General features: G+C 47.2%; 13 protein-coding genes. All 13 read left to right on the plus strand.

Translation table 11 applies throughout. The annotated features are described in order from the left end of the window. Positions 1-105 precede the first annotated feature (105 nt). The 13 genes from ACKTT9_RS07890 (at position 106) to ACKTT9_RS07950 (ending at position 17,315) form a co-directional block, all read left to right on the plus strand. Positions 106-1,068 carry a Gfo/Idh/MocA family protein gene (locus tag ACKTT9_RS07890; protein ID WP_407871107.1) on the plus strand — a complete coding sequence of 321 codons (963 nt, stop codon included), beginning with the start codon at positions 106-108 and terminating at the stop codon, positions 1,066-1,068. 18 nt (positions 1,069-1,086) lie between these two features. Further along, positions 1,087-3,225, plus strand: a complete 2,139-nt coding sequence (locus ACKTT9_RS07895) for a TIM-barrel domain-containing protein (RefSeq protein ID WP_407871108.1) — start codon at positions 1,087-1,089, stop codon at positions 3,223-3,225. A gap of 51 nt (positions 3,226-3,276) precedes the next feature. Further along, entirely contained in the window at positions 3,277-4,296 is a 1,020-nt protein-coding gene (locus tag ACKTT9_RS07900) for a response regulator (RefSeq protein ID WP_407871109.1), read from the plus strand. 113 nt (positions 4,297-4,409) lie between these two features. Next, entirely contained in the window at positions 4,410-6,113 is a 1,704-nt protein-coding gene (locus ACKTT9_RS07905; RefSeq protein WP_407871110.1) for a sensor histidine kinase, read from the plus strand. Positions 6,114-6,277: 164 nt separating this feature from the next. Beyond that, the gene (locus tag ACKTT9_RS07910) at positions 6,278-8,173 is read left to right on the plus strand and encodes a PrkA family serine protein kinase (protein ID WP_407871111.1); all 1,896 of its coding nucleotides are present in this window, start codon (positions 6,278-6,280) and stop codon (positions 8,171-8,173) included. Between the two features lie 1,257 nt (positions 8,174-9,430). Further along, positions 9,431-9,826 carry a hypothetical protein gene (locus ACKTT9_RS07915; protein ID WP_407871112.1) on the plus strand — a complete coding sequence of 132 codons (396 nt, stop codon included), beginning with the start codon at positions 9,431-9,433 and terminating at the stop codon, positions 9,824-9,826. Positions 9,827-10,189: 363 nt separating this feature from the next. Next, a complete protein-coding gene (locus tag ACKTT9_RS07920) occupies positions 10,190-11,356 on the plus strand; it encodes an ROK family protein (protein WP_407871113.1) in 1,167 nt (388 codons plus the stop codon). 16 nt (positions 11,357-11,372) lie between these two features. Continuing rightward, a complete protein-coding gene (locus tag ACKTT9_RS07925; protein ID WP_407871114.1) occupies positions 11,373-12,380 on the plus strand; it encodes an asparaginase in 1,008 nt (335 codons plus the stop codon). Positions 12,381-12,465: 85 nt separating this feature from the next. Continuing rightward, positions 12,466-13,794, plus strand: a complete 1,329-nt coding sequence (locus ACKTT9_RS07930) for an ABC transporter substrate-binding protein (RefSeq protein WP_407871115.1) — start codon at positions 12,466-12,468, stop codon at positions 13,792-13,794. A gap of 79 nt (positions 13,795-13,873) precedes the next feature. Next, positions 13,874-14,761, plus strand: a complete 888-nt coding sequence (locus tag ACKTT9_RS07935) for a carbohydrate ABC transporter permease (protein ID WP_407871116.1) — start codon at positions 13,874-13,876, stop codon at positions 14,759-14,761. Further along, the gene (locus tag ACKTT9_RS07940; RefSeq protein WP_127457608.1) at positions 14,762-15,601 is read left to right on the plus strand and encodes a carbohydrate ABC transporter permease; all 840 of its coding nucleotides are present in this window, start codon (positions 14,762-14,764) and stop codon (positions 15,599-15,601) included. A gap of 9 nt (positions 15,602-15,610) precedes the next feature. After that, entirely contained in the window at positions 15,611-16,315 is a 705-nt protein-coding gene (locus ACKTT9_RS07945) for a copper homeostasis protein CutC (RefSeq protein ID WP_407872988.1), read from the plus strand. A 10-nt stretch (positions 16,316-16,325) separates the two neighbouring features. Next, complete coding sequence (locus ACKTT9_RS07950) at positions 16,326-17,315, plus strand: ROK family protein (RefSeq protein ID WP_407871117.1); 990 nt, start codon at positions 16,326-16,328, stop codon at positions 17,313-17,315. Positions 17,316-17,340: the final 25 nt, after the last annotated feature.

The raw sequence follows: 17,340 nt of genomic DNA on the forward strand, positions 1-17,340 counted from the left end.
GCAGAAAATCGTAAAAAATGACATACGATCTTAATTTTATCCTTTCAGCGTGCCGGATTAATTCCTATAATGAAGGCAACGAAACAATGAAGGGGTGACCAACGCGTGAAAGCGATATTGGTTGGTTTGGGTTCGGCAGGATTTAGCTGGTATAAGCGCCTGCGAGATCAAGGTTTATTGGCAGCTGTTGTCGAAGTGGATGAGGCGATGAAAGAGAAAATGCAGAATGACCCTTTTCCTTTTTATACTTCACTAGAGGAAGCCTTACAGAAAGAGCAAGCGGATTTTCTTGTTAATGTAACGTCTCCGATGGTGCACACCGTGGTGAATCATGCGGCTTTTGATCGTAAATTGGCGGTTTTATGCGAAAAGCCGATCTCCTTTGATTATGAGGAGTCCATTGAAGTGGTGACTAGGGCGGAGCAAGAAAAGCTGCCTTTTATGATCGCAGAAAATTACCGGCGGATGCCGCATATACGTAAAATGAAACAGCTTCTGGACGAGGGCGTTATCGGCAGCTTGTCCTCTATGGATGTACAGTTTTATAGATATCACAACGTACAAAGAAGATACACCGTCAGCATTCTGGATGACATTGGTGTTCATCACTTTGATTTGTTCCGTTATTTTAGCGGAAGAGAAGGAAAAACCGTACAGGCGAAGCTGTACAATCCGATCAATGCGTGGGAGCAGGACGGCGCCATTATTAATGCTTATGCGTTCTTGGAGATGGATAACGGCATTACGGCTTCCTATAACGCCTCCATCTCGGCCAGAGGGACTGAAACACCGTGGAGCGGGAATTGGCGCTTGGAAGGCACGGAGGGAGCGATTGAATACGTCGATAAAGAGATTCGCGTCATACGGGACGGAGAGGTTCAACGGATTGAGGACTATAGCGGTATTGATCTGACCGATACGCTGGCTGAATTCCTGGTTTCGCTGCGGGAAGGGCGGGAGTCGGAGACAAGCGGCCGGGACTATTTGAAAACGCAGGCGCTTGTACATTATGCCAAGTTGGCTAGCGAATTCGGGAAGACGTACGCAATTCCGGTTCCAACAATATAGACGAATGGAGATGTGAGCATGCCGATCACAAAGTGGGAACAAACAGCGCCAGGTATCTGGCGTTTGACAATTGGAGAGCCTCAGGGGATTTCACCGTTAACATGGATGGGGGTTGCACCTAAGGATGAGGCTTTGCAGCAGATGCCGCAGGTAGAGCCACCTTTTGTCTGGGACAGTGTTCAGCTGGAGGAAGCGGGAGGGCGCTTTATTTTGTCCTTTCCACTAAATAGAACCGAGAAGCTGTATGGGACAGGCCTTCAACTGCTGCGAATGAATCAACGGGGAAGAACCCGCTTTTTGCGTGTGAACAGCGATCCTAAACAGGATACCGGTGAAACGCATGCTCCTGTCCCTTTTTATGTGAGCGATCAAGGGTATGGGGTTTGGGTGGATACGCCACGAATTGTAACGATGTTTTGCGGCTCTACGATGAAGCAAGAGGATACGCAGCAAGAAGAAATTCGCGATCGCAATACGGATAAAGGGTGGAAGGCAACGCCGGTGGCTTCACGGGTAGAAATCCAGATTCCTGCCGAAGGCGCAGTTGTCTATTTATTTGGTGGGCCTACCCTCTCTGAAGTGGTAGCTAGATATAATCTAATGTGCGGGGGAGGCGTCTTGCCTCCGAAATGGGGACTAGGTTTCTGGCACCGTGTTCCGACACTGTACAGTGATCAGCAAGTGCTTGAAGAAGCCGAGCAGTTCCGCCTTAACGATTTCCCTTGCGATGTCATTGGACTGGAGCCTGGTTGGCACAGCCACAGTTATCCGGTCACTTATGAATGGGAAAAAAGCCGGTACCCTGAGCCTGCTAGCTTTGTCCATGAACTAGCTCAAAAGGGCTTCCGTGTGAACCTTTGGGAGCACCCGTACGTTTCGCCTCAGAGCGAACTGTATGCAGGCTTGCAGCCGCTTTCGGGAACCCATACCGTGTGGGGCGGGCTTGCGCCGGATTACTCGCTGCCAGAAGCAGCTGAGCTTTATAAGAAGCAGCATGAGGAACAGCACGTGCATATCGGAGTGTCCGGGTACAAGCTGGATGAATGCGATGGCAGTGAATTGACGAACAATTCCTGGATGTTCCCGGCCCATGCCAAGTTCCCATCCGGCTTGGACGGCGAGCAGATGAGACAGATGTATGGCTTGATGTTCCAAAAAATGACGGCAGATCTGTTCCGAAGCCAAAACCGCCGGACGTACGGACTGGTCAGAGCTTCAGGCGGCGCTGCCTCAACAATGCCTTATGTTCTGTACTCGGATTTATATGACCATAAGCAGTTTATTCGGGGGATTTGTAGCTCTTCCTTCAGCGGTTTGCTGTGGACACCGGAGGTCCGCCGGGCGAGAAATGCCGAAGATTGGGTTCGGCGTATGCAAACGGTCTGTTTCTCGCCGATGGCCATGCTGAATGCATGGGGAGACGGGACTAAGCCGTGGTCCTTCCCCGAGGTAGAGGGCACCGTACGGCATTATATCAAACTGCGGATGAAACTTCTGCCGTATTTGTATACCGCTTTTGCCGTATATCGCGAGCAAGGAATTCCGCCGTTTCGGGCAATGCCGTTCGTACTGACGCCGGAAGAGATTGCCGACGCTGAAGCCAAGTTAGCCGCCCAAGATGAGCAGCAGCTTTTGAATACGACGGATGCCGCTTACGGCAAGAAGAAGGCTAGAGAGTGGGACGATCAGTATATGGTCGGGGATGCCTTGCTTGTAGCTCCTCTGGTCGAGGGGGAAACCGAGCGTGAGGTGCTGCTGCCTGCTGGTATCTGGTATGGCTTGGAGACGGGAGAGCGTTATACAGGCGGCTGTGTGATCCGTGTGCAGGCGGGCCTTGAGCATATCCCTGTTTTCGTAAAAAGTGGCTCCATTATTCCTATGATGGCTGCGCTTCCGCATGTTCCGGCACCTGGGACGCTTACGGAGATTGAATTGGTGCACTTTGGCACCGAACCTGGAACAGCAAGGCTTTATGACGATGATGGCGAAACCTTCGATTACGAGCAAGGCAAATGCAGTTGGTGGAATTTGAGCGTAACGATCGATCAAGATGGCCAATACATCGGTGCATGGATAGGAGAAAACGATGGATCGTCATCTTACCAGGCGGTCACTTGGCGATTTGCACAAACACGTTTATTGATGAACGAGCAGTAGTAGGTTATCATAATTGGATTAGCAACGCTGAGAGCATGAGGGGGGCTGGACATGCATGTACTGATCGTGGACGATGAACCTGTTATTCGCAGAGGGATGGTAAAAATGGCGGAACTGTACGTCCCCGCTTTCTCCAAAATTCAGACGGCCGAGAACGGCGAAGCTGCTTTGGAGCAAATTCGGGCGTCAGAGCCTGATCTGGTGTTGACGGATGTTCGCATGCCCAAAATGGACGGACTGGAATTATGCAAAATTATTCATGAGGAGTTCCCTCATATCAAAACCGTTGTCATATCCGGTTACAATGACTTTGAATATGCACAAAAGAGCATGAATTACGGTGTGAGGCACTATTTATTGAAACCGGCTACCAAAAGCGATGTCCATGACATGCTGGATCAGCTGATCAAAAAACCGAAACACGGTTATTTATCCCCTTCCCGCTATATCGAGTGGATCGATCAGATGGAACAGCAAATATGGGCTTTGCAAATGGAGGAAATCAACAACCTTATCACAGGCTGGCGGGAATATTGCCTGTCGGCGAATATTTCACTGGCCCAGCTGAAAGAGCTGCTGGATGATTGCAATGCACTTCTCGTAAAACGCTTTCAAGCACGCCACTACTCGCCTGCATCCGTTCCTGCTCATCTACAGGCGGATAGCGTCAAAGAAGCGCTGGACGCTTTTGAGAAAGGTCTTTTGAACATGATCAGCGGGCTGCACGCAGTCCGCAGCGGTCATTTCAAAGATCCTATGGAAGAAGCCAAGGCGTATATCGACAGCCGGTTGTCAGAGGATATTTCTTTGGATCAAGTCGCGGCAATGGTTGGACTAACGCCGACGTATTTCAGCTCACTTTTCAAAAAAATCACACAAGAGACTTTCGTACAGTACCGGATTAACAAACGGATGGCGAAGGCGAAAGAAATGCTGTCCGCACCGCATGTTCGAATCGTTGATGTTGCAGCGGATGTCGGATATGACGATTATCCCCATTTTACAAAAACGTTTAAGAAAATTGTCGGTGTTTCCCCGACGGAATACCGCGCTAGTTTAGGTATCAAATGAAGATCAGAGGTTTTACGAAGAAAATATTTGCGTATTTCCTCATTGTTATTGTCCTTTCGCTCAGCTGTGTAGGTATCTTCTCCTATATCATTACTTCCGGAGAACTGGAGGAAATGGTAGAAAATCAAATGGATCAAATTGCCGGGAACGCCGTTCACCATACCGATCTGTATTTGAAGGACTACGAGCGCTCGATTGTCTCGCTGTTAACGAATAGACAGATTATGGAGTTCATTGATCTGCCTGCCACAAGGGAAGAATATGACTACTATTTGTATCGTAAAACAATCCGGGAAGTTAGCGTAGACCCGTTATTTATACGTAATCCCAAGCTTGCTTCTGTTTATCTGATCAGCGATAAGAAGAATGCGGTTTATTATTATAATAATGTGAATGAACAATCCTTTAATGCCGAGGATATCCAAAAGCAGCGCGATTATTTCCTCGCCAATACGACGGCTGACGGACAATTAAGCATCCTGAATCACACGATTATTGAAGGGCAAGAGAATCAAATGCTAACGATCGTCCGCCGTATTCGCGGCTATACGTCACCGGAGTTGTCGGGTTTACTTGCAATTGAGATGCGGTCAGCCGATCTGTCTGCTTTATGGAAAGGCATTGATTTAGGGAAGTATGGGTATTTGTTTATCATCGATGACAAAGGGCGTTACATTTACCACCCGGATGGGTTCAAAGTTGGCACGAGTGTGCCGAAAGCTTTTTTTGCTAAGCTGAATCAAGCCGGTTCGCATTCCTTTGCTGACGCCTACGAAGGTGATGAGCGTATGTATGTAAGCCGCAAATCGGAGTTTTCCGATTGGCAGCTTGTTGTGTCCATGCCGATTCGCGAGCTGCGCAAGCCGCTCTCCAACATCCGCTCGACCACGCTGGTCGTCGGATTGTTCACCTTGATCTTGGCGATGCTGCTCGCCTACCGATTCGGCAAATCCATTGCCAAACCCGTGCAAACGCTCAAATCCGGCATGCGGGAGACGGAGAAAGGGAATTGGGCGACAATTCCGCTTCCACCTCACCGTGACGAGATTGTCGAGCTGATGGTCCGCTATAACTTGATGGTCAAGCGGCTTTCGGAAGCCGTCGACCGCGTGGTGCAAGTGGAATTAAGCAATTCCGAAATTCGGATGGAACGCCAGAAGGCTGAATTCCAATCGCTTCAGCTGCAGATTAATCCGCATTTTATGTACAACACGCTGGAGACAATCGTTTGCTACGCCACTATCCAGGATTCTGAGGAGATTTCTGAAATTGTGAAAGCTTTGGCTTACATGCTGCGCTACTCCGTTCAGACGAACCTTGAGGAAATTACAGTAGCGAATGAGTTGAAGCACGTTATGTATTATTTGGTCGTATTAAGGCATCGCATAGGCCGTGAGTTCGAGATTGATGTGGCGATTAAGCCTGAATATTTGCTTCATGTTATGGTGCGTCTGACGCTGCAGCCGCTGGTTGAAAATGTGTTCCAACATGCCTTCCCGGACGGCCTGGAGGATTATCACGTTGTCCGGATTGATGGCGGTGTTCGTGATGGTATCTTTTGGATCAGTGTGGAGGATAATGGGGCCGGGATGTCAGAAGCGAAGCTTACGCAGCTTCGGGAGAAGCTGAATACCAATCGACTGGCGGACGGCGAAGTGGATGAAGCGGGGAAAAAGGGCGGCATCGGCGTTTTGAACGTTCATCGCAGGATTCAGATGGTCTATGGCGAGCAGTATGGGCTGCGCATTGAAAGCAAGCTTGAACAAGGCACCAAGATGATTATGGCCATGCCGGCTTTGCCTCAAAAGCTGGAGTAGGTGCAAGCTGCCGGATTAGCAAGGCGCATTTTCTTTCTCATGAAAACCAATTCTCATAAAAATTTCGGGCAAGTTCTCTTCTGTGGGTGCATAGGATTGTAGTACACAATTCACCATCACGAGCTGACCTGTAGTTAGAAAGGCAGCAGTGAAAGGAGGTACCCATGGACATATTCAAAAGAATTTCGGAGCATCGTACGGAGAAGGATGCATTGAGCTGGACCGGTACGTTCGCGGAGTACATAGAATTGCTTCGCAAAAATCCTGGACTCGCAAGAACAGCACATTCCAGAGTCTATGATATGATTGCTTCGCAAGGGATTAATGATCAATCCGGGCATAAGTCTTACAAATTTTTCAACCAAGAGATTTTTGGCCTGGATCGAGCGATTGAGAAGCTGGTAGAAGAATATTTCCACTCCGCTGCCCGTCGATTGGATGTTCGTAAACGTATTTTGCTGCTAATGGGTCCTGTAAGCGGTGGTAAATCCACAATTGTGACTATGCTAAAACGTGGGTTAGAGCAGTTTGCCAAAACAGACTTAGGGGCCGTCTATGCGATCAAAGGGTGCCCGATGCACGAGGAGCCGCTTCATCTCATTCCGATGGAATTGCGTCCCGAAATCGAGCGAGAGTTAAATGTGAAAATCGAAGGCAGCTTATGTCCGTCCTGCCAAATGCGGTTGAAAACCGACTACAACGGATGCATTGAAGACGTCATGGTGGAGCGTGTATTCGTATCCGAGGAAGGCCGTGTCGGTATCGGAACGTTCAGTCCATCGGATCCCAAATCGCAGGATATCGCCGATCTGACGGGAAGCATCGACTTCTCGACGATCACCGAGTTCGGTTCCGAGTCCGATCCGCGTGCCTATCGGTTTGATGGGGAGCTCAACAAGGCAAATCGCGGGATCATGGAGTTCCAGGAAATGCTGAAGTGCGATGAGAAGTTCCTCTGGAACTTGCTTTCACTTACGCAGGAAGGGAACTTCAAAGCGGGACGCTTCGCGCTCATCAGTGCCGACGAGTTGATCGTTGCGCATACGAATGAAACGGAGTACAAATCCTTTATTGCCAATAAAAAGAATGAAGCGTTGCAATCCAGGATGATTGTCATGCCGATTCCGTATAACCTTCGGGTATCCGATGAAGAGAAAATTTACTACAAGCTCATCGGACAGAGCGATATGTCGCACATTCACACAGCCCCTCACTCGTTACGTGTGGCTGCCATCTTCTCCATCATGACCCGTTTGAAGGAAACGAAGAAGCAAGGGATGGATTTGGTCAAAAAGATGCGGATGTACGACGGCGAAGTCGTCGAAGGCTACAAAGAGGCCGATCTGAAAGAAATGCAAAATGAATTCCAAGAAGAAGGCATGAGCGGTATCGATCCACGTTATGTCATCAACCGGATTTCGAGCGCCCTGATCAGGCAGGATCTTCAGTGCATTAACGCGTTGGATGTCTTGCGTGCCCTGAAAGATGGCCTGGATCAACATCCGTCGATTACGAAGGATGAGCGTGAACGGTATCTCAACTTCATTTCCGTCGCGCGTAAAGAGTACGATGATATCGCCAAAAAAGAAGTGCAAAAGGCCTTCGTCTATTCCTTCGAAGAGTCGGCCAAAACCATTTTCGACAACTATCTCGATAATATTGAGGCTTACTGCAACTGGGGCAAAATCAAGGATCCGCTCACCGGTGAGGAGATGGATCCGGATGAGCGCCTGATGCGCTCCATTGAGGAACAAATCGGCATTTCCGAAAATGCGAAAAAAGCGTTCCGGGAAGAAATTCTGATCCGTATTTCCTCCTATTCGCGGAAAGGCCGGAAATTCGATTACAGCAGCCACGAGCGCCTGCGTGAAGCGATTGAGAAGAAGCTGTTCGCCGATCTGAAGGATATCGTGAAGATTACGACATCGTCGAAAACACCGGATGAGAAGCAGCTGAAGAAGATCAACGATGTGACGAAGCAGTTAATTGATGAGCACGGGTATTGCCCGGTGTGCGCCAATGAGTTGCTGCGTTATGTGGGAAGCTTGCTGAACAGATAAATTAAGCCTGAAGCGCGGGTGGCGCTTCGGGCTTTTTTGTTGTGGTGTGGGGTATTCTCCGTCAAGTGACTCAGCTGTTAAGTGCTCCTTCAACGTCCAACGGTTCCCACCTGCTCGCCGAGGGGAACTATGGGGCGCTATTTCAGGCCAAACTGCGGCTTGGGCTAGGGTAAGGGAACTAGCGGGCGCTATTTTGCCATTCCGAAGGGAAACAGCACGTTTCGAGATGAAATAAAGCCCTGTAGTTCCGCTCGGACGCGGAAACGGGCTGAATTTGCTGGAATAGTGGCCTGTAGTTCCCCAAGTTGCCCCCGCAGGCCAACTTCTAGTATGAGGTTGCACCTCTACACCAAGTGTCTCAGTAACGCTGAATTCTTAGCAGCGTTACGTGTTCTCAACCATGGAAATTCGCTGCTATCGGGCTCATAACAAGCTAAACGACGGAGGAGATGTTAACTGCTCCTTCAAGAAAGGACTCCCGGCGCTTAGATATCTGTACTTACAAGGTAAATAGGAACACGGAATCTAGCAATCTATCATATACTATTTTAACTTCGAGCAAGGGAGGTGTAACAGATAATGAACGGGAACTTCATGAAAAAAACGGGGATAGTTTTCTTGTTTTTTATAAGCTTAATGGCTACGCTCATGACTTGGCAAATGAATATATTATCAAACTTTGGGGGGATATGCATAATCGGAATTTGTTTCGGTGCAGCTATGCTCATGTGGTTGGATGTGCTGGACGTCAACGAGGCCATTCAACGATCTGTAAAAAAGGATGACAAACGAACAAAAGCCGAACACTGAACCTCCAAAGGACAATTCCCCCCAGAAAAAATCCAATGAACCGAGCAAATCATCAGATCTTTTCGGATTTGGTAGGATGATGGACAAACTTCCCCTCCACAAGCTTTCAGCCCGTATGGCGTATTGCATGTTTTTTGATTTGCTCCTCCTCTTATTTGTCATCATTTTGCGTGTAACGGGAACCAAAGTGAATGAATTCCCCAATGCCTGGGATTTTCGATTTATTGTTATAACGACGATTATTGTTTTTTTTGTTGGGCTTTGCGATCTTATGAGTGTTCGGAAAAAATAGGTTGAATGGCAACCAATCCTCTAACCGGGCTCATCCTGACGGATGTGTCCGGTTTATTTTCGCCGCCCAATTTCAGCAAACTAAGCACCAACTAGGCATTCACACATACAGTGTATTAGGCATTTCAACTACACAAGAATGTGAGTGATCCTTTAATGACGAATCAGGAAGAACTTGAATTTCGTCCGCCAGTTGGTGGCGGTTTACATGGCGGAGGCATCGGGCATGGTGGAATCGGAGGTCCAGGGCATGTCGGCGGTATAGGAGGTATCGGTGGTCCAGGACATGTCGGAGGTATCGGCGGCATTGGCCATGGACCTGGCTTCGGGCCTGGATTTGGTCATGGACCCGGTTTCGGCGGTCATGGCTTTCATGGCGGTTTCTTCCCCGGCGGTGGCTTCAACAATGCACTTCCGTGGCTAGTAGCTCCACTTGTATATAGTGCGGCTGATTCTTACTATCCATATCCGTATCCGTACCCATATCCGTATCCTTATCCCTACCCGCCTAATCCCTACTATCCATATCCCCCAGGCTATCCTGGGATCTAACACGAACATTACAACCGAGGAAGTTCTCTCAGGAGAGTCCTCGGTTTTTCCCTTGTTTGTTGGAATGTCCCATTGAAAAACATTAAACATGTCATATAAAATAACAATGTTTTGGCTTGTGATTCTGAAGGTATTCCAAGATTTAGATGATTTTAACGGTCTTATGTTATATTACATAACACAAAAATCAAATTTTCTTGACAGGTTATAGATCTCCTGATAATATCGTATTATTAACACCGAGGAATTAATCACTAACTTATTCTTTGATTAAACTACTAATATTACATAAATATATGTGCTTTCGTCATTTTTTTTATTTAATTAATAACATCAGTGGAGTAATTAAAAGGTGGTAAAGAAATGGATATTAGCAAGCACGATCAGGAGTTTATAAAGAAAAAAAATAAGAATATGGTGCTCGATCTCATTAAAAGCAGCCGCCCGATATCCAGAGCGAAGATTGCTAAGCTCACCTCGATGAGCGCTACTTCTGTAGGCCGAATCGTCAACGATCTTTGTCAAATCGGTCTGGTCAAGGAGACGGAGCAATACTCTTCAGGTGTGGGAAGAAAAGCGACGATGTTGGATATTGATGCCGGTTCCGTGCTCACAATCGGTGTCGAAATGGATAAAGGAGTAATCAAAATAGGGATCGTCGACTTTGACGGTCATATGATTGCTGAGCATACAATCACGAAGCTTTATCACTTGGATGATCCGGTTAAGGTGGCGCGTGAGCTTTCCGAGAACATTCAAGATCTTATTGAACGCAATGAGATTGTTATTTCTAAAATCATCGGAATCGGAATTGGCGTTCCGGGAATCATCGATACGGATAAGGGGACGATTGTTTTCTCTTCCCAATTAGGATGGGAGAATGTCCATTTCGCTGATTTGGTAGAGTCACATCTTCATATTCCGACGGTTATTGATAATGACCTGAAAGTCAAAGCGCTGGGTGAAACGTACTACGGTTTCGTTAAAGGATCCAAAAGAGCGGTATTGCTTGGTTTTGGCAGCGGAGTGGGTTCTGCGCTTGTCATTGATGGTACGGTCTACCGGGGGGAATCGAATATCGCAGGTGAGATTGGTCATTCAACCGTTGACCCGAATGGTATGCTGTGCGAGTGCGGGAAACGCGGCTGTCTGCAAACGTATATTGCTGATTTCACCATCATTCAGGAAGCCAATAAAGTTAAGCCTGTAACCAGCATTAAGGAGATTTTTGACAGTGCTCATAACAATGAGACATGGGCCGTTCAAATTATTGACCGTGCCTGCACGTATATCGCGATTACCGTCAGCAATGTTGTATGCATGTATAATCCGGACACGATCATTCTCGGTGGGCATTTGATTGAGCAGCATACAGAAATGCTAGAAACTGTGAAACAAAAAATCAATCAGTTTATATGGGGCCCCTTTAACGGAACATATAAGCTGGTGAGTTCCAAATTGCAAAGTAATGCCGTTATGATCGGAGCGGCAACCCTTGCGCTGCAGCAGCGTTTGGATCATGAAATGTAACTTAGGAGGAAGTCATATGGATCAAATATTGCTGGAAGAATATCGCGGAGACACGCTGGAATGCGTGCATCGGGGGCATATTTGCGGAGTTTCTTATTCGGGGGATGTGAAGTACGTTGTCGGTGATACGAACGCAGTCACGTTCTTAAGATCTGCTGGCAAGCCATTTCAAGCAATTCCTGTGCTGCGCCATGGCGCTGATGTCCACTTCGGATTAACGGGTAAGGAAACGGCCATCATGATGGGCTCTCATCGCGCCGAGCCTTTTCATGTAGATGCGCTAGAGTCGATGTTGGGAAAAATAGGAGTGACGGAAGACGGGCTTGTCTGCCACCCGACGTACCCGCTTAGCGTCTATGCGACGGAGGATTTGCTTCGCCATCAAGCGCCTAAGCGCTCGATTTATCATAATTGCTCCGGCAAGCATCTGGGAGTTCTAGCTTTGTGCAAAATGATGGGTTATCCCTTGGAGACCTATTATGAGCCTCAACACCCGGCGCAGCTAGAGATATTGGAAACGCTCTCGTATTTATCGGAATGTGCGATTGACGAAATTCAGCTTGGTACTGACGGCTGTGGGTTCCCCGTTTTTGCTATTCCTTTAAGAAACTTGGCAACCGCTTTTCTCAAGTTGGCCTGCCCGGAACTCATAGAGGATGCATCGATTCGTACAGCTGTCGAGAAGATGGTGGGGCTCATGAATGAGCACTATGAGATGGTTGCCGGTTCTGATCGCATTTGTTCGTCCTTGCTCATGGATCCGAATATTGTAGCGAAGGGTGGGGCCAAGGGCGTTTATTGTTTCGGGCTAAAAAAAGAAAAGCTGGCCTTCGCCTTGAAAGTGCTGGACGGTTCCGAGGACGAATGGCCGTTAATCGTCGCGTCGATTTTGGAGCAAATCCAGTATGACAATATCAACACGATTCAGAGCATGTATGAGCTCGCACCCATAGAAATCAAGAATGATAACAAGAAAATTATCGGTCGCAACACCGCTGTCTTCACGCTTCAAATTCACTCATAAGTGATATGAGCATTGTCGGATAAGATCAACAAGCACTCCGACAAGTTACATATATAATTTCGAGGAACAATCGGGAGGGGTTATTTTGAAAAAAAGAGTGTCAACAATGGTGATGAGCATGGTTCTTGTACTGACGGTCGGACTAGTCGGCTGCTCCAGCGAACCTGCAGGAAATTCAAGTAATGCAGCTCAAAGTTCAGGCAAAAAAGAAAAAATTACGTATTTAGATCCGCTTCCAAGCCCAGAGCGAACAGCACTCATGCAGGATTTCATCAAACAATTCCAAACCAAAAACCCGAACATTGAAGTTGAATACACATCCGTTCCTTGGGATGATGCGAATAAGAAATGGATGGCTCTAGGTGCAGCCAAACAGCTTCCGGATGTCATCAGCATCGACGATACATCTCTTGTAGCCATGTCTGCTGCCGGTTATATCGAAAATCTACAGCCTTATTACGATAAATGGGATCAAGTAGGCAACCTGACCGAGGCGTTCAAGCAGGCAAGAAACAAGTATCAGGACAAAGTCTATGCAATTCCCGATGGATTTTTGCTCCAAGGTCTATTTATTCGTAGCGACTGGTTCAAAGAAAGTAACTTGCCGGAGAAAATCGATACCTGGGACGATTACTTCAAGCTTTCTCAACAGCTAACGGATGCTTCCAAAGGGCACTATGGCATTTCATTCCGTGGCGGCGCAAACGGTATTCTACGAGCAATGGAATACGTGATGGCGGCGACGCACAGCGAGAGTTGGTTCGATAAAGACGGCAAATCGATTCTTTACAAACCGGAAGGGCAAGCGGCATTCAAGAAGTTTTATGACATTTATTTAAACGGTAATTCCCCTAAAGAGTCGATCAACTGGGGCTTTAATGAAATGGTGCAGGGCTTCTTAAATGGGCAGACGGCCATCCTGAATCAAACCCCTGAAGTCATTATTACAGCTCAAAAGAACATGAAGGAAGGCACATGGAACGTCGTTCCGATGCCGAAATCCGATGACGGCAAACGTTATATTTTCTGGGGGTACACAGCTGCCTACGCGATGGCTGCCAACTCCGAACACAAAGATGCAGCCTGGAAGTTTATCCAGTTCTTAAGCTCCCCAGAGATCAATTTGCAATATAGCATTAAAAATTCAAGCATTCCGATTTATAAGGACAATTTGAAAGATCCATTCTTCAGCAAAGGTCCAATTGCCGGATATGCGGGTGCTATGGCGGATTCTAACATTGTATTTGCCGGACCGCCAAGCCATCTGACCAAGCTGGGGCAATTCTCAGGTACATTCGCTGTCCAAGAAACCCAGAAATATTTGAGTAAAACACAATCCCTCGAGGATACCATTAAGCATTTGGCTGATTTCCTGACTAAGGAGCAGCAGGATTATTTGAAAACCAATAAATAATAACATCTAGAAGCAGACAACCGGGGCGGAGTTCTGTACCGGTTGTCTTTTCCTTATCCGATAGGGAGGTGAAGCGGCTTTGAAATTGAGATTGAAACGATGGGAACCTTACTTGCTTATTGCTCCAGCTATCCTGATCCTGTTAGCTTTTTTTGCATATCCGCTGCTCCAAGGCTTGAAATTGGCCTTTATGCACTATATCTTGTTTGAGCCGAACGACATTCGTTTTTCCGGTTTGGAGAACTTTAAAGCCATATTTATGGACAACAATATCGTTCGAATTTTGTGGAATTCCTTGTTGTGGGTCGTGCTGACAGTCGGTCTGCAATTCGTTCTCGGATTTATGCTGGCACAGGCTTTGAATACGAAGTTTAAAGGGAAAAACATCTACCAATCGGTTGTATTTCTACCTTGGGCGGTGTCTGCTTTTTTAATCGGCATGATTTTCAAGTGGATGTTCAGTGAGCAAAACGGTTTGATTAACTATTTGTTAATAAAGCTGGGAATCATCGAAAAAGGCATTTCGTTTTTGGCGCTTCCTGGCATTTCGATATTTCCTATCATTATCGCGATGGTTTGGTATGGCGTACCGTTCTTTGGAATCATGCTGCTGGCCGCTTTGCAATCGGTGCCGAAGGATATTTACGAATCCGCAGATATCGATGGTGCCGGCAGATGGACGAAACTATTTTTCGTGACCATTCCGTTTATTAAATCGACGATCATCCTTACCGTTTTGCTCCGGGTTATTTGGGTGTTCAACTCAGCGGACCTTATTTATATCATGACAAATGGGGGACCAGCTAACACCTCGCATAATCTGTCATCGTACATATTCAATCAGATTTCCTATACGACGGATTTCGGGCAAGCGTCCGCTCTTGGCGTACTCATGTTGATTATCCTAATTCTCTATACGTTAATTTTCCTTCGTGCAACCAAATATGACGATGCAGGTGATTTTTAAATGACTTCCTTCGGACGAAAAACGGCTCCTGAATTAGTTCGATTTGTTGTACTGTTGCTTTTTGGGTTAGGTACGCTGCTTCCTTTTTATTGGATTTTGGTGACTTCTTTAAAAACAAGGCAAGAAATATATAGCGGACAATTGACTTTGTGGCCCAAGGCACTGACATGGGTGAATTATGTGGATACGCTGCAAAATACAAATTTCCCCCGCTATTTGTTGAACAGCTTTACAGTCAGCATGAGTAGTTCAATTCTGGTTCTGCTTGCTTCCATCTTGGGAGGATACAGTTTGGCCAGATATCAATTTAAGGGTAAAAAATTTGTGCTCGTCTCCTTTTTGGCTACCCAAATGGTGCCGGTCATGGTCATCCTGGTGCCTTTGTTTATTACTTTTGGCCAAATTCATTTATTAAATAAGCTGCCTGCATTAATTATTACTTATACAGCGATGAATATCCCGTTTTGCTTGATTACGATGTCCAGTTTCTTTCAGCGTATTCCAGTTTCTTTGGAAGAAGCGGCCATGATTGACGGCTGCAACAAATTCCAGACCATGTCTAGAGTTGTGCTGCCGATGATGCAGCCAGGTATTGTAGCGACATTTGTATTTGCTTTTATTGGTTCTTGGAACGATTTGTTCTTTGGGGTTATGTTCACAAACAGCGAATCTGCCAAGACGGTTCCTGTCGGTCTCAGCAGTTTTGTTCAGAAATTCGATATCAATTGGGGGCAAATGAGTGCGGCAGGCATCATATCACTCATTCCTGTCGTTATTATGTTTGCCATCGTGCAAAAATATATCGTTGCGGGTTTAACGCAAGGAGCTGTGAAAGGTTAGGTGAAACATATGCTGCTCGAAGTTATCGCTACAAGTGTGAGGGACGTTATTGCGGCTGAACAGAGTGGTGCCGATCGGATCGAACTCATCACCGGCATATTGGAAGGCGGACTAACGCCAAGTTACGGACTAATCGAAGCGGCGGTTCAGGCTACCAAGCTGCCCGTTCAGGTGATGATCCGACCTCACAGCTATTCTTTCTTCTATGATCGTCTGGATGTTGCCGCCATGATGACGGACATCCGTATGGTCAAAAAAATTGGGGCTGCTGGCGTGGTGCTAGGTGCGCTGACTCCAGACCGGCGGCCGGATGTTGAAGTGTTGGCGAGATTGTTGGAAGAGGCGGAGGGGCTCTCCGTTACCTTTCATCGTGCGTTCGACGAAGTTCGGGATGTTCAGGAAGCGTTAGATGAGCTGGAGAAGTTCAAGCAAATCGATCGTATCCTTACCTCGGGCGGTAAACCCAATGTTCTGGATGCCGTTCAGGAGATGAAGCATCTGGTCGCTTGGAGTCACAAGACGTCCATTCAGATTTTAGCGGGAAGCGGGCTTACGATTGCGTCCTTGCCTGCATTTGTAGCCGAAACAGGCGTTCAAGAAGTACATTTCGGAAAAGGTGTACGAGTGAATGGCGATCCGCTTGGCCCGATTGATCCCGTTCGGATTCAACAGATGAAAGAACATAGGTACGAGTCTACCAAGACAGATGTATGAAGGAGCAGCTATGACAATTGACGGGTACTTTTTAGGGATAGATATTGGTGGAACCAAAATGTTGGCAGCCTTGGTGGACGCTCAAGGGCGTGTAGTAATCAAAGATCAACAGCCTACTTTAGCCGCTGAAGGTGAGCAAGAAGTTATTAGAAGGCTGATTCTTATGATTGAGTCGTTGCTGTCTTCTGTACCCAATCTTCATGCTCGCAGCATTTTGAGTCTAGGTATCGCAACTGCGGGTATACTTGATATGGATACGGGAACGATTGTTCTTTCAACAAATTTAGGTTGGAAACATGTTGCCTTAGGGCCGATATTGGAACGAAAATTCGGTTTTCCAGTCCGCTTAATCAATGATGCAAGTGCAGCAGCGTTGGGTGAGTGGATCGTTGGTGCAGGCAAAGGAACTGAGGACTGTTTGTATGTAACCGTGTCCACGGGAATAGGGGGCGGTGTCATAAGCGGTGGCCACATGCTGCTCGGTGCTTCGAATAATGCAGCGGAGATCGGCCACATCAGCATTGATCGGAGAGGGCCAACATGCAAGTGCGGGAATAAAGGGTGTGTAGAAATGTACGCCTCAGGCAATTCAATAGCCCGCATAGCCGTTGAAGATATCGTTGCCGGCAAGCCGCAAACCGCGCCTCTATTGGGCTTGGCTGGACATGATCCGAACAAGGTTACTGCGAAGCTTGTGGCAGAAGCTGCCTCAAGCGGTGACCCTTATGCCATCTCCTTACTGAAAGAGGCGGGGGAAGCGCTTGGGACCGCGATGGTGACGTTCATTCATTTGTTCAATCCGGAAATCATCATTTTCGGTGGCGGCGTGTCCCTAAGTGGGGATGTGCTTTTCGAGCCGATGTGGAACACGATTCAAAAACTTGGAATCGAAGATATGGTAAAGGATGTAAAAATGGCCCGCTCATCTCTAGGTGTAGATGCAGGGGCAGTCGGCGCCGCATTATTATGGAAGTATGAAAATCAGGCCGTTACCATTTAAAATGATAATATTGGAATTGTTTACG

The sequence above is a fragment of the Paenibacillus sp. P36 genome (genome assembly GCF_045866505.1).
Lineage (GTDB): Bacteria > Bacillota > Bacilli > Paenibacillales > NBRC-103111 > Paenibacillus_E > Paenibacillus_E chondroitinus.